The organism is Hydrogenophaga sp. T2 (genome assembly GCF_049843535.1).
GTDB lineage: Bacteria > Pseudomonadota > Gammaproteobacteria > Burkholderiales > Burkholderiaceae_C > Hydrogenophaga > Hydrogenophaga crocea.
The window spans coordinates 124,816-145,145 of sequence record NZ_JBBHZJ010000008.1 but is presented as its reverse complement, the minus strand read 5'-3'; the positions used below and the strand labels follow the sequence as shown (position 1 = coordinate 145,145).

At 71.0% G+C, this 20,330-nt stretch carries 16 protein-coding genes; 10 read left to right on the top strand and 6 right to left on the bottom strand.

The window, feature by feature from the left end:
• Positions 1 to 12: 12 nt before the first annotated feature.
• The 6 genes from WDZ95_RS18315 to tsaD all read right to left on the bottom strand — a co-directional run bounded on the left by WDZ95_RS18315 (position 13) and on the right by tsaD (position 7,495).
• Positions 13 to 1,002 (bottom strand): NAD(P)H-quinone oxidoreductase, encoded by a 990-nt coding sequence (locus tag WDZ95_RS18315; RefSeq protein ID WP_425780757.1) that lies wholly within the window; start codon positions 1,000 to 1,002, stop codon positions 13 to 15.
• Positions 1,003 to 1,024: 22 nt separating this feature from the next.
• A complete protein-coding gene (gene pnp, locus WDZ95_RS18310; protein WP_425780560.1) occupies positions 1,025 to 3,199 on the bottom strand; it encodes a polyribonucleotide nucleotidyltransferase in 2,175 nt (724 codons plus the stop codon).
• A gap of 247 nt (positions 3,200 to 3,446) precedes the next feature.
• Positions 3,447 to 3,713 carry a 30S ribosomal protein S15 gene (rpsO, locus tag WDZ95_RS18305; protein WP_425780558.1) on the bottom strand — a complete coding sequence of 89 codons (267 nt, stop codon included), beginning with the start codon at positions 3,711 to 3,713 and terminating at the stop codon, positions 3,447 to 3,449.
• A gap of 133 nt (positions 3,714 to 3,846) precedes the next feature.
• Complete coding sequence (locus WDZ95_RS18300) at positions 3,847 to 5,028, bottom strand: pyridoxal phosphate-dependent aminotransferase (RefSeq protein ID WP_425780556.1); 1,182 nt, start codon at positions 5,026 to 5,028, stop codon at positions 3,847 to 3,849.
• Positions 5,029 to 5,050: 22 nt separating this feature from the next.
• Positions 5,051 to 6,346, bottom strand: coding sequence for a branched-chain amino acid ABC transporter substrate-binding protein (locus tag WDZ95_RS18295; protein ID WP_425780554.1), 1,296 nt, complete (start codon positions 6,344 to 6,346; stop codon positions 5,051 to 5,053).
• Positions 6,347 to 6,418: 72 nt separating this feature from the next.
• Positions 6,419 to 7,495: a tRNA (adenosine(37)-N6)-threonylcarbamoyltransferase complex transferase subunit TsaD gene (tsaD, locus tag WDZ95_RS18290; protein ID WP_425780552.1), complete on the bottom strand. Its 1,077-nt coding sequence runs from the start codon at positions 7,493 to 7,495 to the stop codon at positions 6,419 to 6,421.
• Between the two features lie 47 nt (positions 7,496 to 7,542).
• Here tsaD and WDZ95_RS18285 point away from each other — a divergent pair, with 47 nt between their 5' ends.
• The 10 genes from WDZ95_RS18285 to WDZ95_RS18240 all read left to right on the top strand — a co-directional run bounded on the left by WDZ95_RS18285 (position 7,543) and on the right by WDZ95_RS18240 (position 20,325).
• Positions 7,543 to 8,799, top strand: coding sequence for a nitrate- and nitrite sensing domain-containing protein (locus WDZ95_RS18285; protein WP_425780550.1), 1,257 nt, complete (start codon positions 7,543 to 7,545; stop codon positions 8,797 to 8,799).
• Positions 8,800 to 9,078: 279 nt separating this feature from the next.
• Positions 9,079 to 10,356 (top strand): CmpA/NrtA family ABC transporter substrate-binding protein, encoded by a 1,278-nt coding sequence (locus WDZ95_RS18280; RefSeq protein ID WP_425780548.1) that lies wholly within the window; start codon positions 9,079 to 9,081, stop codon positions 10,354 to 10,356.
• Positions 10,357 to 10,366: 10 nt separating this feature from the next.
• Positions 10,367 to 11,287, top strand: coding sequence for a nitrate ABC transporter permease (ntrB, locus tag WDZ95_RS18275; protein ID WP_425780546.1), 921 nt, complete (start codon positions 10,367 to 10,369; stop codon positions 11,285 to 11,287).
• Positions 11,284 to 12,093, top strand: coding sequence for an ABC transporter ATP-binding protein (locus WDZ95_RS18270; RefSeq protein WP_166224409.1), 810 nt, complete (start codon positions 11,284 to 11,286; stop codon positions 12,091 to 12,093). Before ntrB ends, WDZ95_RS18270 begins: the two co-directional genes overlap by 4 nt.
• Positions 12,094 to 12,103: 10 nt before the next feature.
• The gene (nirB, locus tag WDZ95_RS18265; RefSeq protein ID WP_425780544.1) at positions 12,104 to 14,593 is read left to right on the top strand and encodes a nitrite reductase large subunit NirB; all 2,490 of its coding nucleotides are present in this window, start codon (positions 12,104 to 12,106) and stop codon (positions 14,591 to 14,593) included.
• Entirely contained in the window at positions 14,590 to 14,985 is a 396-nt protein-coding gene (gene nirD, locus WDZ95_RS18260) for a nitrite reductase small subunit NirD (RefSeq protein WP_425780542.1), read from the top strand. Before nirB ends, nirD begins: the two co-directional genes overlap by 4 nt.
• Positions 14,982 to 17,762: a molybdopterin-dependent oxidoreductase gene (locus WDZ95_RS18255; protein ID WP_425780540.1), complete on the top strand. Its 2,781-nt coding sequence runs from the start codon at positions 14,982 to 14,984 to the stop codon at positions 17,760 to 17,762. Before nirD ends, WDZ95_RS18255 begins: the two co-directional genes overlap by 4 nt.
• A gap of 66 nt (positions 17,763 to 17,828) precedes the next feature.
• Positions 17,829 to 18,758 carry a DNA-binding protein YbiB gene (gene ybiB, locus WDZ95_RS18250; RefSeq protein WP_425780755.1) on the top strand — a complete coding sequence of 310 codons (930 nt, stop codon included), beginning with the start codon at positions 17,829 to 17,831 and terminating at the stop codon, positions 18,756 to 18,758.
• The gene (gene cobA, locus WDZ95_RS18245; protein ID WP_425780538.1) at positions 18,739 to 19,542 is read left to right on the top strand and encodes a uroporphyrinogen-III C-methyltransferase; all 804 of its coding nucleotides are present in this window, start codon (positions 18,739 to 18,741) and stop codon (positions 19,540 to 19,542) included. The genes ybiB and cobA overlap by 20 nt, the downstream gene beginning before the upstream one ends.
• Positions 19,543 to 19,641: 99 nt before the next feature.
• Entirely contained in the window at positions 19,642 to 20,325 is a 684-nt protein-coding gene (locus WDZ95_RS18240; RefSeq protein ID WP_166224390.1) for a methyl-accepting chemotaxis protein, read from the top strand.
• Positions 20,326 to 20,330 lie beyond the last annotated feature (5 nt).

Below are 20,330 nucleotides of genomic sequence, written 5' to 3'. Positions count from 1 at the left end.
GGGGGTTCATGTTCAGGACCAGCGCAACACCAGCTTGCCGATGTGGCGATTCGATTCCATGAGCGTGTGGGCGTCGCGGGCTTGCGCGGGCTCGAACACCTGGTGGATCACGGGCTTGATGGCACCCGACGCGAGCAGCGGCCAGACGTGCTCGCGCAACGAACGCGCGATCGCGGCCTTGAACGCCACGGGGCGCGGACGCAGCGTGGAGCCCGTGACCGTGAGGCGGCGGCGCAGCACCAGGCCGGCATTGATCTCGGCCTTGATGCCGCCCTGCACCGCGATGATCACGAGCCGGCCGTCTTCGGCCAGGCAGTCGATCTCGCGCGCGACGTAGGCGCCCGCGACCATGTCGAGGATCACGTCGACCCCGCGGCCGCCGGTGATGTCGGCCACCGCGGCCACGAAGTCCTGCGTGCGGTAGTTGATGGCGTGGTCGGCGCCGAGCGCCTTGCAGGCGGTGCACTTCTCGTCGCTGCCCGCGGTGGCGATCACCACGGCGCCGCGCGCCTTGGCCATCTGGATCGCGGTGACGCCGATGCCGCTGGTGCCGCCCTGCACGAGCAGGGTTTCACCGGCCTGCAGGCGGCCGCGATCGAAGACGTTGCTCCAGACCGTGAAGAAGGTTTCGGGCAGCGCGGCCGCGGCCACGTCGTCCAGGCCCTCGGGCACGGGCAGGCACTGGCCCACGGGCGCCACGCACCACTGCGCGTAGCCGCCACCGGCCACGAGCGCGCACACGCGATCGCCGATCTTCAGGCCGGCCTCGGCCAGCGCCGCGGCATCGCCCGACTCGATCACACCGGCCACTTCGAGGCCGGGGATGTCGGACGCGCCGGGCGGCACGGGGTAGTTGCCGGTGCGCTGCAGCACGTCGGGGCGGTTCACGCCCGACGCGGTGACGCGGATCAGCAGCTCGCCCGCGCCCGCCACGGGGCGCTCGCGTTCGGCCAGGCGCAGCACCTCGGGTGCACCGAAGGCGCTGATCTCGACGACCTGCATGCTCGGCATGGCTGCGCCCGCCTTACTGCTGTTGCTGCTGCTGTTGCTGGGCAGCGGCCTCGGCGCTCGCGCGATCGCCACGATCGCCGCGTTCGCCGCCGCCGTTGCGCTCGAGCAGCGCCTTCATGGACAGCTTGATGCGGCCCTTCTCGTCGGTCTCGAGCACCTTGACCTTCACGATCTGGCCTTCCTGCAGGTAGTCGGTGACCTTCTCGACGCGCTCGTGCGCGATCTGGCTGATGTGCAGCAGGCCGTCCTTGCCGGGCAGCAGGTTCACCAGGGCGCCGAAGTCGAGGATCTTGGTGACCGGGCCTTCGTAGACCTTGCCCACTTCCACCTCGGCCGTGATCTCGGCGATGCGGCGCTTGGCCTCTTCGGCCTTGGCGCTGTCGTTGGACGCGATGGTGATGGTGCCGTCTTCGCCGATGTCGATCTGGGTGCCGGTTTCTTCGGTCAGCGCGCGGATGGTGGCGCCGCCCTTGCCGATCACGTCGCGGATCTTCTCGGGGTTGATCTTCATGGTGTAGAGGCGCGGCGCGAAATCGCTGATCTCGGTCTTGGCCTCGCCCATGGCTTCCTGCATCTTGCCCAGGATGTGCATGCGCGCTTCTTTGGCCTGGGCCAGCGCGACCTGCATGATTTCCTTGGTGATGCCCTGGATCTTGATGTCCATCTGCAGGGCGGTGATGCCGTTGGTGGTGCCGGCCACCTTGAAGTCCATGTCGCCGAGGTGGTCCTCGTCACCGAGGATGTCGGTCAGCACGGCGAAGCGGTTGCCGTCCTTGATCAGGCCCATGGCGATGCCGGCCACGTGCGCCTTCATCGGCACACCGGCGTCCATCAGCGCGAGGCAGCCGCCGCACACCGAGGCCATCGACGACGAACCGTTCGACTCGGTGATCTCGGAGACCACGCGGATGGTGTAGGGGAACTCTTCCTTGCTCGGCAGGCAGGCCACCAGGGCGCGCTTGGCGAGGCGGCCGTGGCCGATCTCGCGGCGCTTGGGGCTGCCCACGCGGCCGGTTTCGCCGGTGGCGAAGGGCGGCATGTTGTAGTGCAGCATGAAGCGGTCTTCGAACTCGCCGGCCAGCGCGTCGATCTTCTGCGCGTCGCGGTCGGTGCCGAGCGTGGAGACCACCAGGGCCTGGGTTTCACCGCGGGTGAACAGCGCCGAGCCGTGGGTGCGGGGCAGCACGCCGGTGCGGATCTCGATGCCGCGCACGGTGCGCGTGTCGCGGCCGTCGATGCGGGGCTCGCCGGCCAGGATCTGGCCGCGCACGATGCGCGCTTCGATGTCGAACAGCAGGCCTTCGACCTTCACGCTGTCGAACTCGATGCCGGCTTCCTTGAGGCCGCTCATGACGGCGGCATAGGCCTCGCGGCAGGCCTGGGTGCGGGCCTGCTTGTTGCGGATCTGGTAAGCCGCGCGCAGCGCGCCTTCGCCCAGCTCGCTCACCTTGGCGATCAGCGCTTCGTCGCGCGCCGGCGCTTCCCACTGCCACTCGGGTTTGCCGGCGTCGCGCACCAGCTCGTTGATGGCGTTGATCGCGATGTTGCCCTGCTCGTGGCCGAACACCACGGCGCCCAGCATGATCTCTTCAGAGAGCTGCTCGGCTTCGGACTCGACCATCAGCACGGCGGCCTGCGTGCCGGCGACCACCAGGTCCATCTGCGAGTTCTGGCGCTCGGTCTGGCCCGGGTTGAGCACGTACTGGCCGTTGATGTAGCCCACGCGGGCGGCGCCGATCGGGCCGTTGAACGGGATGCCCGAGACGGACAGCGCGGCCGAGGTCGCGATCATGGCGGCGATGTCGGCGTCGACCTCGGGGTTGAGCGACAGCGTGTGGATCACCACCTGCACTTCGTTGAAGAAGCCTTCGGGGAACAGGGGGCGGATCGGGCGGTCGATCAGGCGGCTGGTGAGCGTCTCGAGTTCGCTCGGACGGCCTTCGCGCTTGAAGAAGCTACCGGGGATCTTGCCGGCGGCGTAGGTTTTCTCGATGTAGTCGACGGTCAGCGGGAAGAAGTCCTGGCCGGCCTTGGCTTCCTTGCGGGCCACGACGGTGGCCAGCACCACGGTGCCGTCCATGTCGAGCAGCACGGCGCCGGTGGACTGGCGGGCGATCTCGCCGGTTTCCATGGTGACCGTGTGCTGGCCCCACTGGAAGGTCTTGGTGACTTTGTTGAACATGCTCATGGGTTCATCTCCTGTGCGCCGCCCTTTCCTGCGGACGGCATGGCGTGCAGCGGACTGCACCTTCCCGGAGAACGCACCCAGAACACGATGCCATTCCAGAGCGGCTGCGCGGGGGCGCAACGGCGTTGGAATGACACAGCTTCGGACGGTGTGTGAACTCCGGACTCAAGAAGCCGGTGTGCAGAACGCAAAAAGCCCGAGCCAGCGAACCAACTCAGGCTTTCCGTGTGGGCACACCCGGCTCAAATTACTTGCGCAGGCCCAGTTTCTGGATCAGGGCCAGGTAGCGGTCGGCGTCCTTGGCCTTGAGGTAGTCGAGCAGCTTGCGGCGGCGGCTCACCATGCGCAGCAGACCGCGACGGCCGTGGTGGTCCTTGGCGTGGGTCTTGAAGTGGGGGGTGAGCTCGTTGATGCGAGCGGTCAGCAGAGCGACCTGAACTTCGGGGCTGCCGGTGTCGGCAGCGGCGCGGGCGTTGGCGGCAATCACCTCGGCCTTGGCTTGATGGCTGATCATGTGGAGTACTTCCTGTTGACGTGCGTCCCGCTGCAGCACGGGCCTCGATGGCCGGGCCGCGGCGGGCGTGAAATGCCATTCCGACCGGAACGGCAACCGCGCATTCTAGCTGAAACCGCGCGGACGGCGCTTTTTACCCCAGACCAGCGCTGTCCAGCCAGCCGCGCAGCCGCTGCACACCGGCTTGCAGGCGGGCGGTGTCGCGGCTGGCGAAGCACCAGCGCAGCCAGCCCGTGGCCTCGGGCGCGAAGGCGCTGCCCGGGGCCAGGCCCAGGCCGGCCTCGCGCACCAGGCGCTTGGCCACGTCCAGGCAGTCGGCCTGGCCGGGCAGGCGGAAGAAGGCGTACATGCCGCCGCGCGGCGTGGCCAGTTCCAGGCCGGGCACGGCCTGCAGCAGCGGCACCAGGGTGTCGCGGCAATGCCGCAGGTGGGCCACCAGGGCCGGGGTCACGGCGTCGCCGTGGGCGATGGCGGCCACCGCGCCGCGCTGCACGAACACCGGTGCGCACGAGGTGTTGAACTCGATGAGCTTGCCCACGGGCTCGGTGAGCGCGGGCGGCAGCACCAGCCAGCCCAGGCGCCAGCCGGTCATGAGGAAGCTCTTGGAGAAGCTGTGCGCCACGATCAGGCGGTCGTCGGGCTCGGCCACGTCGAGGAAGCTGGGCGCGGCGCCGTTGGCGGTGTCGTCGCCGTAGTACAGGCGCTCGTAGACCTCGTCGGCCACGATCCAGGTGCCGGTGGCGCGGCAGTGCGCGAGGATGGCGCGCTGCTCGTCGGCCGTGAGCGTGAAGCCCGTGGGGTTGGCGGGCGCGTTCACGATCAGCAGCCGCGTGGCCGGCGTGACCGCCGCGCGCAGCGCGTCGAGGTCCAGCGTCCAGGCGCCGGCCTGCGGGCGCAGCGACACGGTCTTCACGCGCGCGCCCAGGATCGCGGGCTGCGCCGCGAGGTTGGGCCAGGCCGGCGTGAGCACGGCCACCTCGTCGCCCGCGTCCACCAGGGTCTGGGCTGCGAGCATGAGGCCGTTGACCCCGCCCGAGGTGACGGCGATGCGCCCGAACCAGTGCGCCGCGCCGCGGCCAGGGTGCAGGCGGTCGGTGTAGCCCGCAATGGCCTCGCGCAGCTCGGGCAGGCCGAGGTTGTGGGCGTAGAAGGTTTCGCCGGCCTGCAGCGAGGCGACGGCGGCCGCGCGGATGGGCTCGGGCGTGACCTCGTCGCTCTCGCCGAACCAGAAGGCCAGCACGCCCTCGCGCCCCAGGCCTTCGTTGGCCACTTCCCGAATGCGCGAGCCCTGCAGGCCCGCCACCACGTCACGCATCGCGATCACTCCATTGCCTTGTTCAAGGGCGTTGCATGGTACAGGTGTGGGGCATCTCGGCCTGCTGCGGCGTGAGGTTGCGGATCACGCGGAAACCATAGCCCGAGCCTTCGACGTCGAACTTCACACCGGGCACGCCCTGGCGGTCCATGACGGCCACGGCCAGGTTCTGCTGGAACTGGTGATCGCCCTCGCGCATGCGGCCGCGCTGGCCGGCCAGACCCACGTCGGCGTGTTCCAGCGCCGCAGCGATGGCGCCGGCCTCGACCTTGCCCGCGCGTTCGATGGCCTGCGCGAGCGCCTCGATCATGAGCTGCTGGCGCATGTGCACGTAGTCGTCCTCGGGCTTGGGGAAGCGCTCGCGGAAGCGGCGGTAGAAGGCTTCGCTCTCGGGCGTGGGCGTGTTGGGGAACCAGTCGGCCACGGCCACCACCTTGCCGATGCCCGCGTCGCCGATGGCCGCGGGCGCGCCCAGGGCGTTGCCATAGAAGGTGTAGAAGCGGCCGTCGAAACCGACCTCGCGGGCGGCCTTCACCAGCAGCGTGAGGTCGTTGCCCCAGTTGCCCGTGAGCACCGCCTGCGCGCCGCTGGCCTTGATCTTGTTGGCGTAGGGCAGGAAGTCCTTGATGCGCGCCATCGGGTGCAGCTCGTCGCCCACGATCTGCACGTCGGGCCGCTGCGCGCCGAGCTGGCGCCGCGCCTCGCGCAGCACCGACTGGCCGAAGCTGTAGTCCTGGCCGATCAGGTAGACGCGCTTCAAGTCCTTGTCCTCGCGCAGCACGCCCATGAGCGCTGTCATGCGCATGTCGGCATGGGCGTCGAAGCGGAAGTGCCAGAAGCTGCACTTCTCGTTGGTGAGCACCGGGTCGACGGCCGAGTAGTTGAGGAAGACCTGGCGGCGCTGCGGCTCGCGCTCGTTGTGCTTGTTGATGGCCTCGATGATGGCCGCGGCGGCCGACGAGGAATTGCCCTGCGTCACGATGACGATGCCGCGGTCCACCGACAGGCGCAGCGACGACAGCGCCTCTTCGGTCTGGCCCTTGCTGTCGAAGCGCTCGATCAGCAGCGGGCGCGCGCCGCCGGGCAGCTTCACGCCGCCGCGCGCGTTCACGCGCTCGGTGGCCCACACCAGGTTGCGAAACACCGCTTCGCCGGTGTTGGCAAACGGGCCCGACAGGGTTTCGATCATGGCGATGCGGATCGGCTCGCCCCGCGGGGCGGCGGGCGCGGCTTGGGCCAGGGCCAGGGGCGCGGCGGGCAGACACAGACAGGCAGCGGCCATCGCGGCCAGGCCGCGGCGGCGGGAGATCGGGTTCATGGGGTTCAACTCCGTGGTGAAACTGCGGGCCGGCGGGGCCGGCCCGTGCACTGTCGCTTGCGCGACAGCGCGCTACTCTACTAGCGCCAGCGGCCAGCGCGGGGCGACGTCGAAGCGCCCGGTGGCCTCGGCCCCGTCGAGCAGGCCGGCCTGGGCGCGCAGCCCGGCGGCCAGCGCGATCATGGCGCCGTTGTCGGTGCACAGCGCAAGCTCGGGGTAGTGCACGCGCAGGCCCTGGCGCGCGGCCTGCGCGTTCAGTTGCTCGCGCAGCCGCGCGTTCGCGCCCACGCCGCCGGCCACCACCAGGCGGCGCAGGCCGGTGGCCTGCAGGGCCGCGAGCGATTTCTTCACCAGCACGTCCACGATCGCGGCCTGCGCGCCCGCGGCGACGTCGGCCTTTTCCTGCGGGCTCAGCGGGTCGGCCAGGTGGCTCGTGGCCGGGCCTTCGGGCGCGGCGCGCGCCAGCCGTTTCACCTGGGTGAGCACCGCGGTCTTGAGGCCGGCGAAGGAAAAGTCGAGGTCGCCGCTGTGCAGCAGCGGGCGCGGAAACTTGTAGGCCGCCGGGTCGCCGTGCTCGGCCAGGCGCGACAGCGCGGGCCCGCCCGGGTAACCGAGGCCGAGCAGCTTGGCCGATTTGTCGAAGGCCTCGCCGGCCGCGTCGTCGATGGTCTCGCCGAGCAGGGCGTAGCGCCCCACGCCGTCCACCCGCATGAGCTGGGTGTGACCGCCCGACACCAGCAGCGCCACGAAGGGAAAGCTCGGCGGATCGGCGCTCAGGAAGGGCGACAGCAAATGCCCTTCGAGGTGGTGCACGCCGTGCACCGGCCGGCCCAGCGCCACGCCCAGCGCGTGCGCCACGCCCGTGCCCACCAGCAGCGCGCCGGCCAGGCCCGGGCCGCGCGTGCAGGCGATGGCGTCGATGGCGTCCAGCCCCAGGCCGGCCTGGGCCAGCACCGCGTCGGTCAGCGGCAGCACGCGGCGGATGTGGTCGCGGCTCGCGAGCTCGGGCACCACGCCGCCGTAGGCCTGGTGCATCTCGATCTGGCTGTGCAGCGCGTGGCCGAGCAGGCGCGGCACGCCGCTGCCGCTGGCGTCCACCAGGGCCACGCCGGTTTCGTCGCAGGAAGATTCGATGCCGAGGATGCGCATGAGGGGCGCGAGTTTACGTGCGGCACGCTTGTTGCTGGTCCGCCCCCATGAAAACCAGCCTCGACTTCCTGCTGGCCGCCAAGCGCTGCGAGATCGACGGCCTGCAGCGCCTGGCGTTCACCGCCCACCTGGTGGACGTGACCGCGCGCCTGGTGCATGGCCTGCAGCGCGAGCGCGGGCTCACCAACCTCTACCTGGGCTCGCAGGGCAAGCGCTTCGCCGAGGCGCGGCTGGAGCAGCTCGTGGCCTCGCGCCAGGTCGAGGCCGAGTGGCGCGCCCAGTTCGAGCGGCTCGACGCCGGCGCCGCCCAGGCCGGTCACGGCGCGCGCCTGTTCAGCCGCATCGCCTGCGTGCTGCAGGGTCTGGACGGCCTGGAGCCGCTGCGCCGCCAGCTTTGCGAAGGCGGCTGGGACACCGCGCGCGCCACCGAGGCCTACGTGCGCCTGATCGCCGCGCTGCTGGCCGTGGTGTTCGAAGCGGCCGACAGCGCCACCGACCCCGAGGTCTCGCGCCAGCTCGTGGCGCTGTTCAACCTGATGCAGGGCAAGGAGTTCGCGGGCCAGGAACGCGCCGCGGGCGCGGCGCTGTTCGCGCGCGGCCAGGCCGATGCGGGCGAGCAGCAGCGGCTGCTGCACCTGATCGAGTCGCAGGAGCGCTGCCTCGAGGTGTTCGACGCCTTCGCACCCCCCGAAACGCGCGCCCTGCTGAGCGCGCCCCACGCGAGCAACACCCTGGCCGAGCTCGAGCGCCTGCGCCGCGTGGTCTGCACCGCCGCGCACGGCGCGCCGCTGCAGCCCGAGCGCAGCCAGACCTGGTTCGACGTCTGCAGCGCGCGCATGGACGCCATGAAGACCGTGGAGGACCGCCTCACGGCCGATCTGCGCGGCACCTGCGAGCACAAGATCGAACACGCCCAGGCCGAGCTCGAACGCTTCGGCGCCTTCGCGGAACAGGCCACGCCCGATCCGCTGGTGTTCTACCTCGCGCCCTCGCACGCGCCCGCCAGTGCGCCGCCGGGCGCGGCGCAGGGCTTCGGCCTGCCCATCGAGCGCTCGGTGCTCGAACTCGTGCACGACCAGGCGCGCCGCCTGCAGGCCATGGGCGACGAGCTCGAGGCCGCGCGCGCCAGCCTCAACGAGCGCCGACTGATCGAGCGCGCCAAGGGCCTGCTGATGGCGCACCGCCAGCTCAGCGAGGCCGAGGCGCACAAGACGCTGCGGCAGATGGCCATGAACCAGAACCGGCGCATCGTCGACGTGGCCGAGGCCCTGCTTGCCATGGCCGCGGTGCTGCCGCCGCGCTGAGCGCACTGCTGCGGTGCACAAAGCCGGGGCCGGCGCACCAACAGCGCACCGCGCGCGGGGGCGTGCCACGGCAAATCAAGCACTTGCAGCGCCGCTTGGGCCTGGCACGGTCCCTGCATGAGGGCCATGAACGGGGACCGGCCAACGGCGGTCGGCACCCGGCACGTCTTCCCGGACACAGGACAACGGCGTCCATTTCCGCCCGCGCTTTGCGTGGGCCTGGAAATGGGCGCCGTTGTGCTTTGGGACCTTCGATTTCTTCATCACCGGAGCTGGACCATGACCGCCGCGCACCAGAAGCCCACGATCCCCGCCCCCACCGACGCCGCTGCCCCGACCCGGCGCCAGCTGATCCAGCGAGGCGCCGCGGGCGCCGCGCTGTTCGCCGGCCTCGGCCACCTGCCCGTGTGGGCCGCGGGCTCGGACGCGCCCGAGAAAAAGGAAGTGAAGATCGGCTTCATCCCGCTGACCGACTGCGCGAGCGTGGTCATGGCCTCGGTGCTCGGCATCGACCAGAAGTACGGCGTGAAGATCATCCCCACCAAGGAGGCGAGCTGGCCCGGCGTACGCGACAAGCTGGTCAACGGCGAGCTCGACATGGCGCACGTGCTCTGGGGCCTGATCTACGGCGTGCACCTGGGCACGGCCGGCCCCAAGAAGGACATGGCCGTGCTCATGAACCTCAACCACAACGGCCAGGCCATCACGCTGTCGAAGAAGGTGGCCGACAAGGGCGCGGTGGACGCGGCCAGCCTGGCCAAACTAATGGCCAGCGACAAGCGCGAATACACCTTCGCGCAGACCTTCCCCACCGGCACCCACGCCATGTGGCTCTACTACTGGCTGGCCTCGGTGGGCGTGCAGCCGCTCAAGGACACCAAGGTCATCACCGTGCCGCCGCCGCAGATGGTGGCCAACATGCGCGTGGGCAACATGGACGGCTACTGCGTGGGCGAGCCCTGGGGCCACCGCGCCATCGCCGACGGCATCGGCATCACGGCCGCCACCACGCAGGACATCTGGAAGGACCACCCCGAGAAGGCGCTGGGCACCTCGGCCGAGTTCGCGCAGAAGTACCCCAATACCTGCCGCGCGGTGATCGCGGCCATTCTCGAGGCCAGCAAGTGGATCGACGCCGGCCTGCAGAACAAGCTCAAGATGGCCGAGACCGTGGCCGACCGGGCCTACGTGAACACCAGCGTGGACGTGATCAACCAGCGCATCCTGGGCCGCTACCAGAACGGCCTGGGCAAGACCTGGGACGACCCCAACCACATGAAGTTCTTCAACGACGGCTACGTGAACATGCCCTACCTGTCCGACGGCATGTGGTTCCTCACGCAGCACAAGCGCTGGGGCCTCATCAAGGACCACCCCGACTACCTCGCGGTCGCGCAGCAGATCAACAAGATCGACCTCTACAGGCAGGGCGCGGCCGCCGCCAAGGTGAACGTGCCCAAGGACGTGATGCGCAGCAGCAAGCTCATCGACGGCGTGGTGTGGGACGGCAAGAACCCCAAGGCCTACGCCGAGGGCTTCAAGGTCCAGGCGGCCTGAGGAGCACGACATGGTCAGCGCCGTTTTCCATGCCCCCAACGCCGCCGCCAGCGCGCTCACGGCCGAGCCCGCGGCCGCGCCGCGCAAGCCGGCGGTCCAGCCCGCGGCCGCCGCGGCGCCGGCCCCTGCGCCCCGGCGCCTGCCCTTCGACTGGCGCGGCCTCTGGCTGCGCGTGATCCCGCCCGTGCTGGGCCTGGGCCTGCTCGTGCTGCTCTGGGAAGTCATCGCCAAGACCGCCAACAGCGGCATCCCTTCGCCCGCCCTCACCTGGGACGCGGCGGTCAAGCTGTTCAGCGACCCGTTCTACGCCAACGGCCCGAACGACCAGGGCATCGGCTGGAACGTGCTGTCCTCGCTCCAGCGCGTGGGCATGGGCTTCGGCATGGCCGCGCTGGTGGGCATCCCGGTGGGCTTCGCCATCGGCCGCTTCAACTTCCTCTCGCGCATGTTCAATCCCCTCATCAGCCTGCTGCGCCCGGTCTCGCCGCTGGCCTGGCTGCCCATCGGCCTGCTGGTGTTCAAGGGCGCCAACCCGGCCGCCATCTGGACCATCTTCATCTGCTCCATCTGGCCCATGATCATCAACACCGCGGTGGGCGTGCAGCGCGTTCCGCAGGACTACATGAACGTGGCGCGCGTGCTCAACCTGAGCGAGTGGAAGATCGTCACGAAGATCCTGCTGCCGGCCGTGCTGCCCTACATGCTCACCGGCGTGCGCCTGGCCGTCGGCACCGCCTGGCTGGTGATCGTGGCGGCCGAGATGCTCACCGGCGGCGTGGGCATCGGCTTCTGGGTGTGGGACGAGTGGAACAACCTCAACGTCGCCCACATCATCATCGCGATCTTCACCATCGGCCTCGTGGGCCTGTTGCTGGAGTTCGCGCTCATCCGGCTGGCCACCGCCTTCACCTACGAGGACGTGAAATCATGAGCAGCGATCCCGGCAAGTACATCGAGATCCAGGGCGTCGCCCAGACCTTCAAGACCGCCAAGGGCCTGTTCCCCGCGCTGCGCGACGTGAACCTCACGGTGGGCATGGGCGAGTTCGTGGCGCTCATCGGGCACTCGGGCTGCGGCAAGTCCACGCTGCTCAACCTGATCGCGGGCCTCACCACGCCCACGGCCGGCACGCTGCTGTGCGCCAACCGCGAGATCGCCGGCCCCGGGCCCGAGCGCGCGGTGGTGTTCCAGAACCACTCGCTGCTGCCCTGGCTCACCTGCTTCGAGAACGTGTACCTGGCCGTCGAGCGGGTGTTCGGCGGCCACGAGAAGCGCGCCCAGCTCAAGGCCCGCACCGACGCCGCGCTGGCCCTGGTGGGCCTGTCGCACGCGGCGCAGAAGCGGCCCGGCGAGATCTCGGGCGGCATGAAGCAGCGCGTGGGCATCGCGCGCGCGCTGTCCATGGAGCCCAAGGTGCTGCTCATGGACGAGCCCTTCGGCGCGCTCGACGCGCTCACGCGCGCCAAGCTGCAGGACGAGCTGCTCGACATCGTGGCCACCACCCAGGCCACGGTGGTGATGGTGACGCACGACGTGGACGAGGCCGTGCTGCTGTCCGACCGCATCGTGATGATGACCAACGGCCCCGCCGCCACCATCGGCGAGGTGCTGCGTGTCGACCTGCCGCGCCCGCGCAGCCGCGTGGCCCTGGCCGACGACCCGCGCTACCAGCAGTGCCGCAAGGCGGTGATCGACTTCCTGTACACGCGCCAGGCGCACGTGGAAAAAGCGGCCTGAGGAGACTGCCATGGACATGCGCGTCAAGCCCCCGCAGAAGATGAAGCTCGTGATGATCGGCAACGGCATGGCCGGGGTGCGCACGCTCGAAGAGCTGCTCAGGATCGCCCCCGACCTCTACGACATCACGGTGTTCGGCGCCGAGCCGCACCCCAACTACAACCGCATCCTGCTGTCGCCGGTGCTCGCGGGCGAACAGACGCTCGAGGAGATCGTGCTCAACGACTGGGCCTGGTACACCGACCACGGCATCGCGCTGCACGCGGGCTTCACGGTGCACACGGTGGACCGCGTGAAGCGCACGGTGCACGCCACCAACGCCGCGGGCGAGGCCATCAGCGCGCCCTACGACCGGCTCATCATGGCCACGGGCTCCACGCCCTTCATGCTGCCCATCCCGGGCAAGGACCTGCAGGGTGTGCTGGCCTACCGCGACATCGCCGACACGCAGGCCATGATCGACGCCGCGGCCCGGTACACCCACGCGGTCGTCATCGGCGGCGGCCTGCTGGGCCTGGAAGCGGCCAACGGCCTCATGAAGCGCGGCATGCAGGTGAGCGTGGTGCACGTCGCGCCCTGGCTCATGGAGCGCCAGCTCGACGACGTGGCAGGCCGGCTGCTGCAGCGCTCGCTCGAGGCGCGCGGCATGCGCTTTCTCGTGGGCGCGCAGACCAAGGAACTGGTCGGCGGCGAGCATGGGCGGGTGACGTCCGTGCGCTTCCAGGACGGCACCGAAGTGCCCGCCGACCTCGTGGTGATGGCCGTGGGCATCCGCCCCAACACCGCGCTCGCCGAAGCCATGAAGCTGCACGTGAACCGCGGCATCGTGGTCAGCGACACGCTGCAGACGGTGACCGATCCGCGCATCTATGCCGTGGGCGAATGCGCGGCCCACCGCGGCATCGCGTACGGCCTGGTGGCGCCGCTGTTCGAGCAGGGCAAGGTGCTGGCCACGCACCTGGCCGAATTCGGCATCGGCCGCTACAGCGGCTCGCTCACCTCGACCAAGCTCAAGGTCACGGGCATCGACCTGTTTTCGGCCGGCGACTTCATGGGCGGCGAGCACACCGAAGAGATCGTGATGAGCGATCCCGCGGGCGGGGTCTACAAGAAGCTCGTGATCCGCGACGACAAGCTCGTGGGCGCCTGCCTCTACGGCGACACCGTGGACGGCAGCTGGTACTTCAAGCTGCTGCGCGAAGGCCGCAGCGTGGCCGACATCCGCGACCGGCTGATGTTCGGCGAATCCAACATCGGCGACACCGGCCACGAAGGCCACAGCAAGGCCGCCGCCATGCCCGACGAGGCCGAGGTCTGCGGCTGCAACGGCGTGAGCAAGGGTAGCATCTGCAAGGCCATCAAGGACAAAGGCCTGTTCACGCTCGACGAGGTGCGCAGGCACACCAAGGCCAGCGCCTCGTGCGGCTCGTGCACCGGCCTGGTGGAACAGATCCTGATGTTCACCGCGGGCGGCGACTACTCGGCCACGCCCAAGCTCAAACCCGTCTGCGGCTGCACCGAGCACGGTCACCAGGCGGTGCGCGACGCGATCCGCGAGCGCCACTACCTGAGCACCGCCGAGGTGTTCGCGGGCCTGGGCTGGCGCACGCCCAACGGCTGCGCCACCTGCCGCCCCGCGGTCAACTACTACCTCATCAGCACCTGGCCCAAAGAGGCGAAGGACGACCCGCAGAGCCGCTTCATCAACGAGCGCAGCCACGCCAACATCCAGAAGGACGGCACCTACAGCGTGATCCCGCGCATGTGGGGCGGTGAGACCACCGCGGCCGAGCTGCGCCGCATCGCCGACGTGGTCGACAAGTACCGCATCCCCACGGTCAAGGTCACGGGCGGCCAGCGCATCGACCTGCTGGGCGTGAAGAAGGAAGACCTGCAGGCGGTGTGGAACGACCTGGCCATGCCCAGCGGCCACGCCTACGCCAAGGCGCTGCGCACGGTGAAGACCTGCGTGGGCAGCGAGTGGTGCCGCATGGGCACGCAGGACAGCACGCAGATGGGCAAAGACCTGGAGCGCGCGATGTGGCGCATGTACGCGCCGCACAAGGTGAAGTTCGCGGTGAGCGGCTGCCCGCGCAACTGCGCCGAGGCCGGCATCAAGGACGTGGGCATCATCGGCGTGGACTCGGGCTGGGAGATGTACATCGCGGGCAATGGCGGCATCAAGACCGAGGTGGCCGAGTTCCTCGTGAAGCTCAAGACCGCCGAAGAGGTACTCGAACACACCGGCGCCTTCATGCAGCTCTACCGCCTCGAAGGCTGGTACCTGGAGCGCACGGTGCACTACGTGGCGCGCGTGGGCCTGGACCACGTGAAGCGGCGCATCGTCGACGACGCCGAGGGCCGCAAGGCCTTGTGGGCGCAGTTGCAGGCCGCGCTCGACGGCGAGCCCGACCCCTGGTTCGAGCACCAGAAGGCCGCGCTCGACACGCGCCAGTTCATCCCCATCCAGCCTGCTGCCCTGGAAAGGAGCCCGGCATGAGCGCCGCCCATCGAGCCTGGACGCCGATCTGCCGCGTCGACGACATCCCCGTGCTGGGCGCGCGCACCGTGCGCCGCCCCGCGGGTCTGGACGTGGCGGTGTTCCGCAACGCCGACGGCGGCGTGTTCGCGCTGCTCGACCGCTGCCCGCACAAGGGCGGCCCGCTGAGCCAGGGCATCGTGTTCGACAACCGCGTCGCCTGCCCGCTGCACAACTGGACCATCGGCCTCGACAGCGGCTGCGCGCAGGCGCCCGACGAAGGCTGCACGCCGCGCTTCGCGGTGCAGGTGGTCGACGGCGTGGTGCACCTGGACGCGCACGAACTCGCCAGCCTGGCCACCGACCTCACGCGCCCGCTGGCCGGCCCGCAGACGCGGCGCGTCGCGGCATGACCGAGACCCGCTCCACCTGCCCCTACTGCGGCGTGGGCTGCGGGGTGGTCATCGAAGCCGAGGGCGCGCGCATCACCGGCGTGCGCGGCGACCCCGAGCACCCCGCGAACTTCGGCCGCCTGTGCAGCAAGGGCCAGACGCTGCACCTCACGGCCGCGCCGCTGGTGCAGCAGCAGACCCGCCTGCTGCACCCCATGCGCCGCGCCACGCGCGGTGCCGCGCCCGAACGCACCGACTGGGACAGCGCGCTCGGCCTCGCGGCGCAGCGCTTCAGCGACACCATCGCCGCGCACGGCCCCGACGCCGTGGGCTTCTACGTGAGCGGCCAGCTGCTCACCGAGGACTACTACGTCTTCAACAAGCTCGCCAAGGGCCTGATCGGCACCAACAACATCGACACCAACTCGCGCCTGTGCATGAGCAGCGCGGTGGCCGGCTACAAGCTCACGCTGGGCGCCGACGCACCGCCCGCCTGCTACGACGACGTGAACCACGCCGACTGCCTGTTCATCGTGGGCAGCAACGCGGCCTGGGCCCACCCGGTGCTGTTCCGCCGCATCGAAGACGCGCGCCGCGCGCGCCCGGGCATGAAGCTGATCGTGGCCGACCCGCGCCGCACCGACACCGCCGACCTCGCCGACCTCTACCTGCCGCTGCAGCCCGGCACCGACGTGATGCTGTTCCACGGCCTGCTGCACATCATGCTGCGGGAAGGCTGGACCGACGCCGGCTACATCGAACGCCACACCACGGGCTTCGATGCGCTCGAGGCCCTGGTGCGCGAGCACACGCCCGACCGTGTCGCGCAGGTCTGCGGCCTCAAGCCCGAAGACCTCGTGACCGCCGCGCGCTGGTTCGCGCACGGCGCCAGCGGCGACCCGGGGGAACGCGCCGCCACGCTCAGCCTGTACTGCCAGGGCCTGAACCAGAGCAGCAGCGGCACCGCCAAGAATGCGGGCCTCATCAACCTGCACCTGGCCACGGGCCAGATCGGCAAACCCGGCGCGGGCCCGTTCAGCCTTACGGGCCAGCCCAACGCCATGGGCGGGCGCGAGGTGGGCGGCCTGGCCAACCTGCTCTCGGCCCACCGCGACCTCGCCAACCCGCAGCACCGCGCCGAGGTGGCCGCGCTCTGGGGCCTGCCCTCGGTGCCCGACAAGCCCGGTCTCACCGCGGTGGAGCTGTTCGAGGCCGCGGCCGACGGCGCCGTGAAGGCGCTGTGGATCGCCTGCACCAACCCCGCGCAGTCCATGCCCGACCAACGCACCGTGCGCCGCGCGCTGCAACGCGCGGAATTCGTGGTGGTGCAGGAAGCCTTTGCCACGCCCGCCACCTGCGACTTCGCCGACCTGCTGCTGCCCGCCACCACCTGGGGCGAGAAAGAAGGCACGGTCACCAACAGCGAGCGCCGCATCAGCCGCGTGCGCGCGGCCGTGCCCGCGCCGGGCGAGGCGCGGCACGACTGGCGCATCGCGGTCGACTTCGCGAACCGCCTGCGACCCGGCAACGCGCTGTTCCCCTACACCACGCCCGAGGCGGTCTGGCTCGAACACCGCGCCAGCACACGCGGGCGCGACCTGGACATCAGCGGCCTGAGCTACGCGCTGCTCGAGCAACAAGGTCCACAACAATGGCCCCTGCCCGCGGGCGAAGCCACAGGGCGCGCGCGGCTCTACGAAGACGGCCGCTTCCCCACGCCCGATGGCCGGGCCCGCTTCGCGGCCCTGCCCCACCGCCCGCCCGCCGAGCCGCGCGAATCGCGCTTCCCGTTCGCGCTCACCACCGGCCGCCTGCGCGACCAGTGGCACGGCATGAGCCGCACCGGCACGCTGGGCCGCCTGTTCGGCCACGTGGCCGAACCCGCGGTGCAGCTGCACCCGCAGGACATGACGCGCCTGGCGCTCGCCGACGGCGAGCTGGTGCACGTGACCAGCAAGCGCGGCAGCATCGTGCTGCCCGCGCAGGCCAGCGAACAGATCGCGCCCGCGCAGGCCTTCATCGCCATGCACTGGGGCGCCGAGGTCCTGAGCGGGCGCAGCAGCAGCGGCGAGCCGCTGGCCGGCGTGAACGCGCTCACCACCTCCGCCTTCTGCCCGGGCTCCAAACAGCCCGAACTCAAGCACGCGGCGGTGCAGGTGCTCAAGGCGGAGCTGCCCTGGTCGCTGCTGGCCCTGGCCTGGTTGCCCGACGGGCACGCGCTCGCGGTGCAGCGCGAACTGCGCGCGCTCATGGCCGACTTCCCGTTCGCCAGCTGCGTGCCCTTCGGCCGCGAGCGCACCGGCGTGCTGTTTCGCGCCGCGGCGCACGGGCCGCCCGATCCCGCCCTGCTCGACCGCCTCGAGGCCCTGATGGGGCTGGACACGCCCGACACCCAGCGCTACGCCGACCGCCGCCAGGGCCAGCGCCGCGCCGCACGCCTGCAACGCACGCCCGGCCAGGCCGCGCGGCTCGACGCCCTGCTGCTCGCGGGCGACACGCGCGCGCAAGCCTGGCTCAAGCCCCTGCTGCAGGACGGCCTGCCTGCCGAGGCCTACGCCCGGCGCCTCTTCATGCCCGGCGCGCGCGCGCCGGTGGACGAAGCCCCGCGCGGCAAACAGGTGTGCACCTGCCTCAACGTGAGCGACACCGCCATCCGCGAATGCCTCGCGCGCTGCGAGGGCAGCGACGAACAGCGGCTGGCGCAGTTGCAGGGCGCGTTGCGCTGCGGCACCCAGTGCGGCTCCTGCGTGCCCGAGCTGCGCCGCCTGCTGCGCGAGGCCGCGCCGGTGCCGGCCTGAGGCGGCCGCGGGCGCGCGTTTGCATATAACAACAAGTCATCAAGCTTGCCGGACAATCCGCCGACCATGGGCATCAGCAGCTACATCAAGGAGATCGGCCGCGGCAAGGACGGCGCACGCGCCCTCACGCGCGCGCAGGCGGCCGATCTGATGGGCCAGGTGCTCGACGGCGCGGTGAGCGAGCTCGAACTCGGCGCCTTCTGCCTGGCCATGCGCATCAAGGGCGAAACGCCCGAGGAGATGGCGGGCTTTCTCGACGCCACCCACGCGCGGCTGCAGCGCGTGCCCGCCAACCCCGCGCCCATCGTGGTGCTGCCCAGCTACAACGGCGCGCGCAAGTTGCCCCTGCTCACGCCGCTGCTGGCGCTGTGGCTGGCGCGCCAGGGCGCGGCCGTGCTGGTGCACGGCACGGCCACCGAAGACAAGCGCGTCACCGCCGAGGCGGTGTTCGGCGCGCTCGGCACCGCGCCCGCCGCGCGCGTGGCGGCCATCGCCCCGGGCGAATGCGCCTTCGTGCCCACCGAGGCGCTGCTGCCCGGCCTCAAGCGCCTGCTCGACGTGCGCCGCGTGGTGGGCCTGCGCAACCCGGGCCACAGCCTGGTCAAGCTCATGAACCCGGTGGCCGGCCCCGCGCTCATCGTGGGCAGCTACACCCACCCCGAATACGCGGTGAGCATGGCCAACACCTTTGCGCTCACCGGCGCGCACGCGCTGCTGCTGCGCGGCACCGAGGGCGAAGCGGTGGCCGATGCGCGCCGCCTGCCGCGCATCGAGGCCTTCCGCGACGGCCAGCGCATCGAGCGCGTGCCCGCCCAGGACGGCCCGCTCACCCAGTTGCCCGATCTGCCCGGCCCCGATGCCGCGGCCACCGCCGCCTACACCCGCGCCGTGCTCGACGGCCGCCAGCCCCTGCCCGCGCCGCTCGCGCGCCAGGCGCAGACCATCCTCGACGAACTCCGATTGCCGCTGCCCCGCCATGAACACCTCGCTGCCTGATTTCCGTCCCGGCACCGTCACGCTCGTGGGCGCCGGCCCCGGCGACCCGGAGCTGCTCACGCTCAAGGCGGTGCGCGCCATCGGCGCGGCCACGGTGCTGCTGGTCGACGACCTCGTGAACGACGCCGTGCTCGCGCACGCGAACCCGGCCGCGCGCGTGGTGCACGTGGGCAAGCGCGGCGGCTGCAAGAGCACGCCCCAGGCCTTCATCGACAAGCTCATGGTCATGGCCGCACGCGAAGGCGAGGTGGTGGTGCGCGTGAAAGGCGGCGACCCTTTCATCTTCGGCCGCGGCGGCGAAGAGGTGGAACACCTGCGCGCCGAGGGCATCGCCGTGCAGGTGGTCAACGGCATCACCGCGGGCCTGGCGGGCCTGAGCACGCTGGGCGTGCCGCTCACGCACCGCGACCACGCGCACGGCGTGGTCTTCGTCACCGGCCATGCCAAGCCCGGCGACGCCGGCACCGACTGGCCCGCGCTCGCGGCCAGCGCGCGCCGCGCCAAGCTCACGCTCGTGATCTACATGGGCGTGAGCGGCGCCGCGCAGATCGAGCAAGGTCTGCTCGAAGGCCTGCCGGCCGAGACGCCGCTGGCCGTGATCCAGCACGCCACGCTGCCGCAGCAGCGCCATTGCCTGAGCACCCTGGGTGACCTGAGCGGCTGCATCGCGCGCGAAGGCCTGGGCAGCCCGGCCGTGATCGTGGTGGGCGACGTGCTGCAGGGCCTGCAGGTGCTGAGCGGCAGCGCGCCACAGGGCCTGCCCGGCCTGGCCCACGCGGCCTGAACGCGGTCTGAACGCGGCCCGGGCGCCGGCATGGCGCGTTGATTGCTAGCGCGGGTGGGCAGGGGCCGCACCGGCCCGCCATGCACCAACCCCGCGCCCATGAGCACCCTCACCGCCCCGAGCCCCGTCACCGCACCCCGCCACACGCCGGCCCACATCCAGGGCCTGTCGCTCGTGAACCTGGCCGCGCGCCAGCGCATGCTGTCGCAGCGCATGATCCTGCAGACCGTGCTCGCGGCCCAGGGCGACGCCGAGCGCCTGGCCGCGGCGCAGCGCAGCCTGGCCATGTTCAGCGAGAGCCAGCAGCACCTGCAGAACACCGGGGCGCAGCTCGAGCCCGCGGGCGCGCGCAAGATCCGCGACACCTACGAAGGCCCGCAGGGCGTGGGCCCGGTGGTGCAGGCCTTCATGGGCCTGATGCAGACCGCGCTGCGCCAGATCGAGAGCGGCAGCGCGCGCATGGCCGATACCCTGGCCGAGCTCGTGGCCCACACCGACCGCATCCTCGAAGCCCTGAACACCGCCACCACCGCCTTCGACGAGGTGGCCCGCGCGCGCGGCGACGCGATGATGAAGGAGCTCACCGGCATCGTGGGCGATATCCAGAACGTGGCCAAGGAGGCCAAGGTGGTGAGCTTCAACGCCCAGGTCGTGGCCGCGCGGGCCGGCACGCACGGGCGCGAGTTCGCGGTGGTGGCCAACGTGCTGTCGGACATCACGGGCGAGATCGACGCGCTCACGCGCAAGGCGGCCGTGCTGGCCGACCGCAGCCGCGCTACCTGAACGCC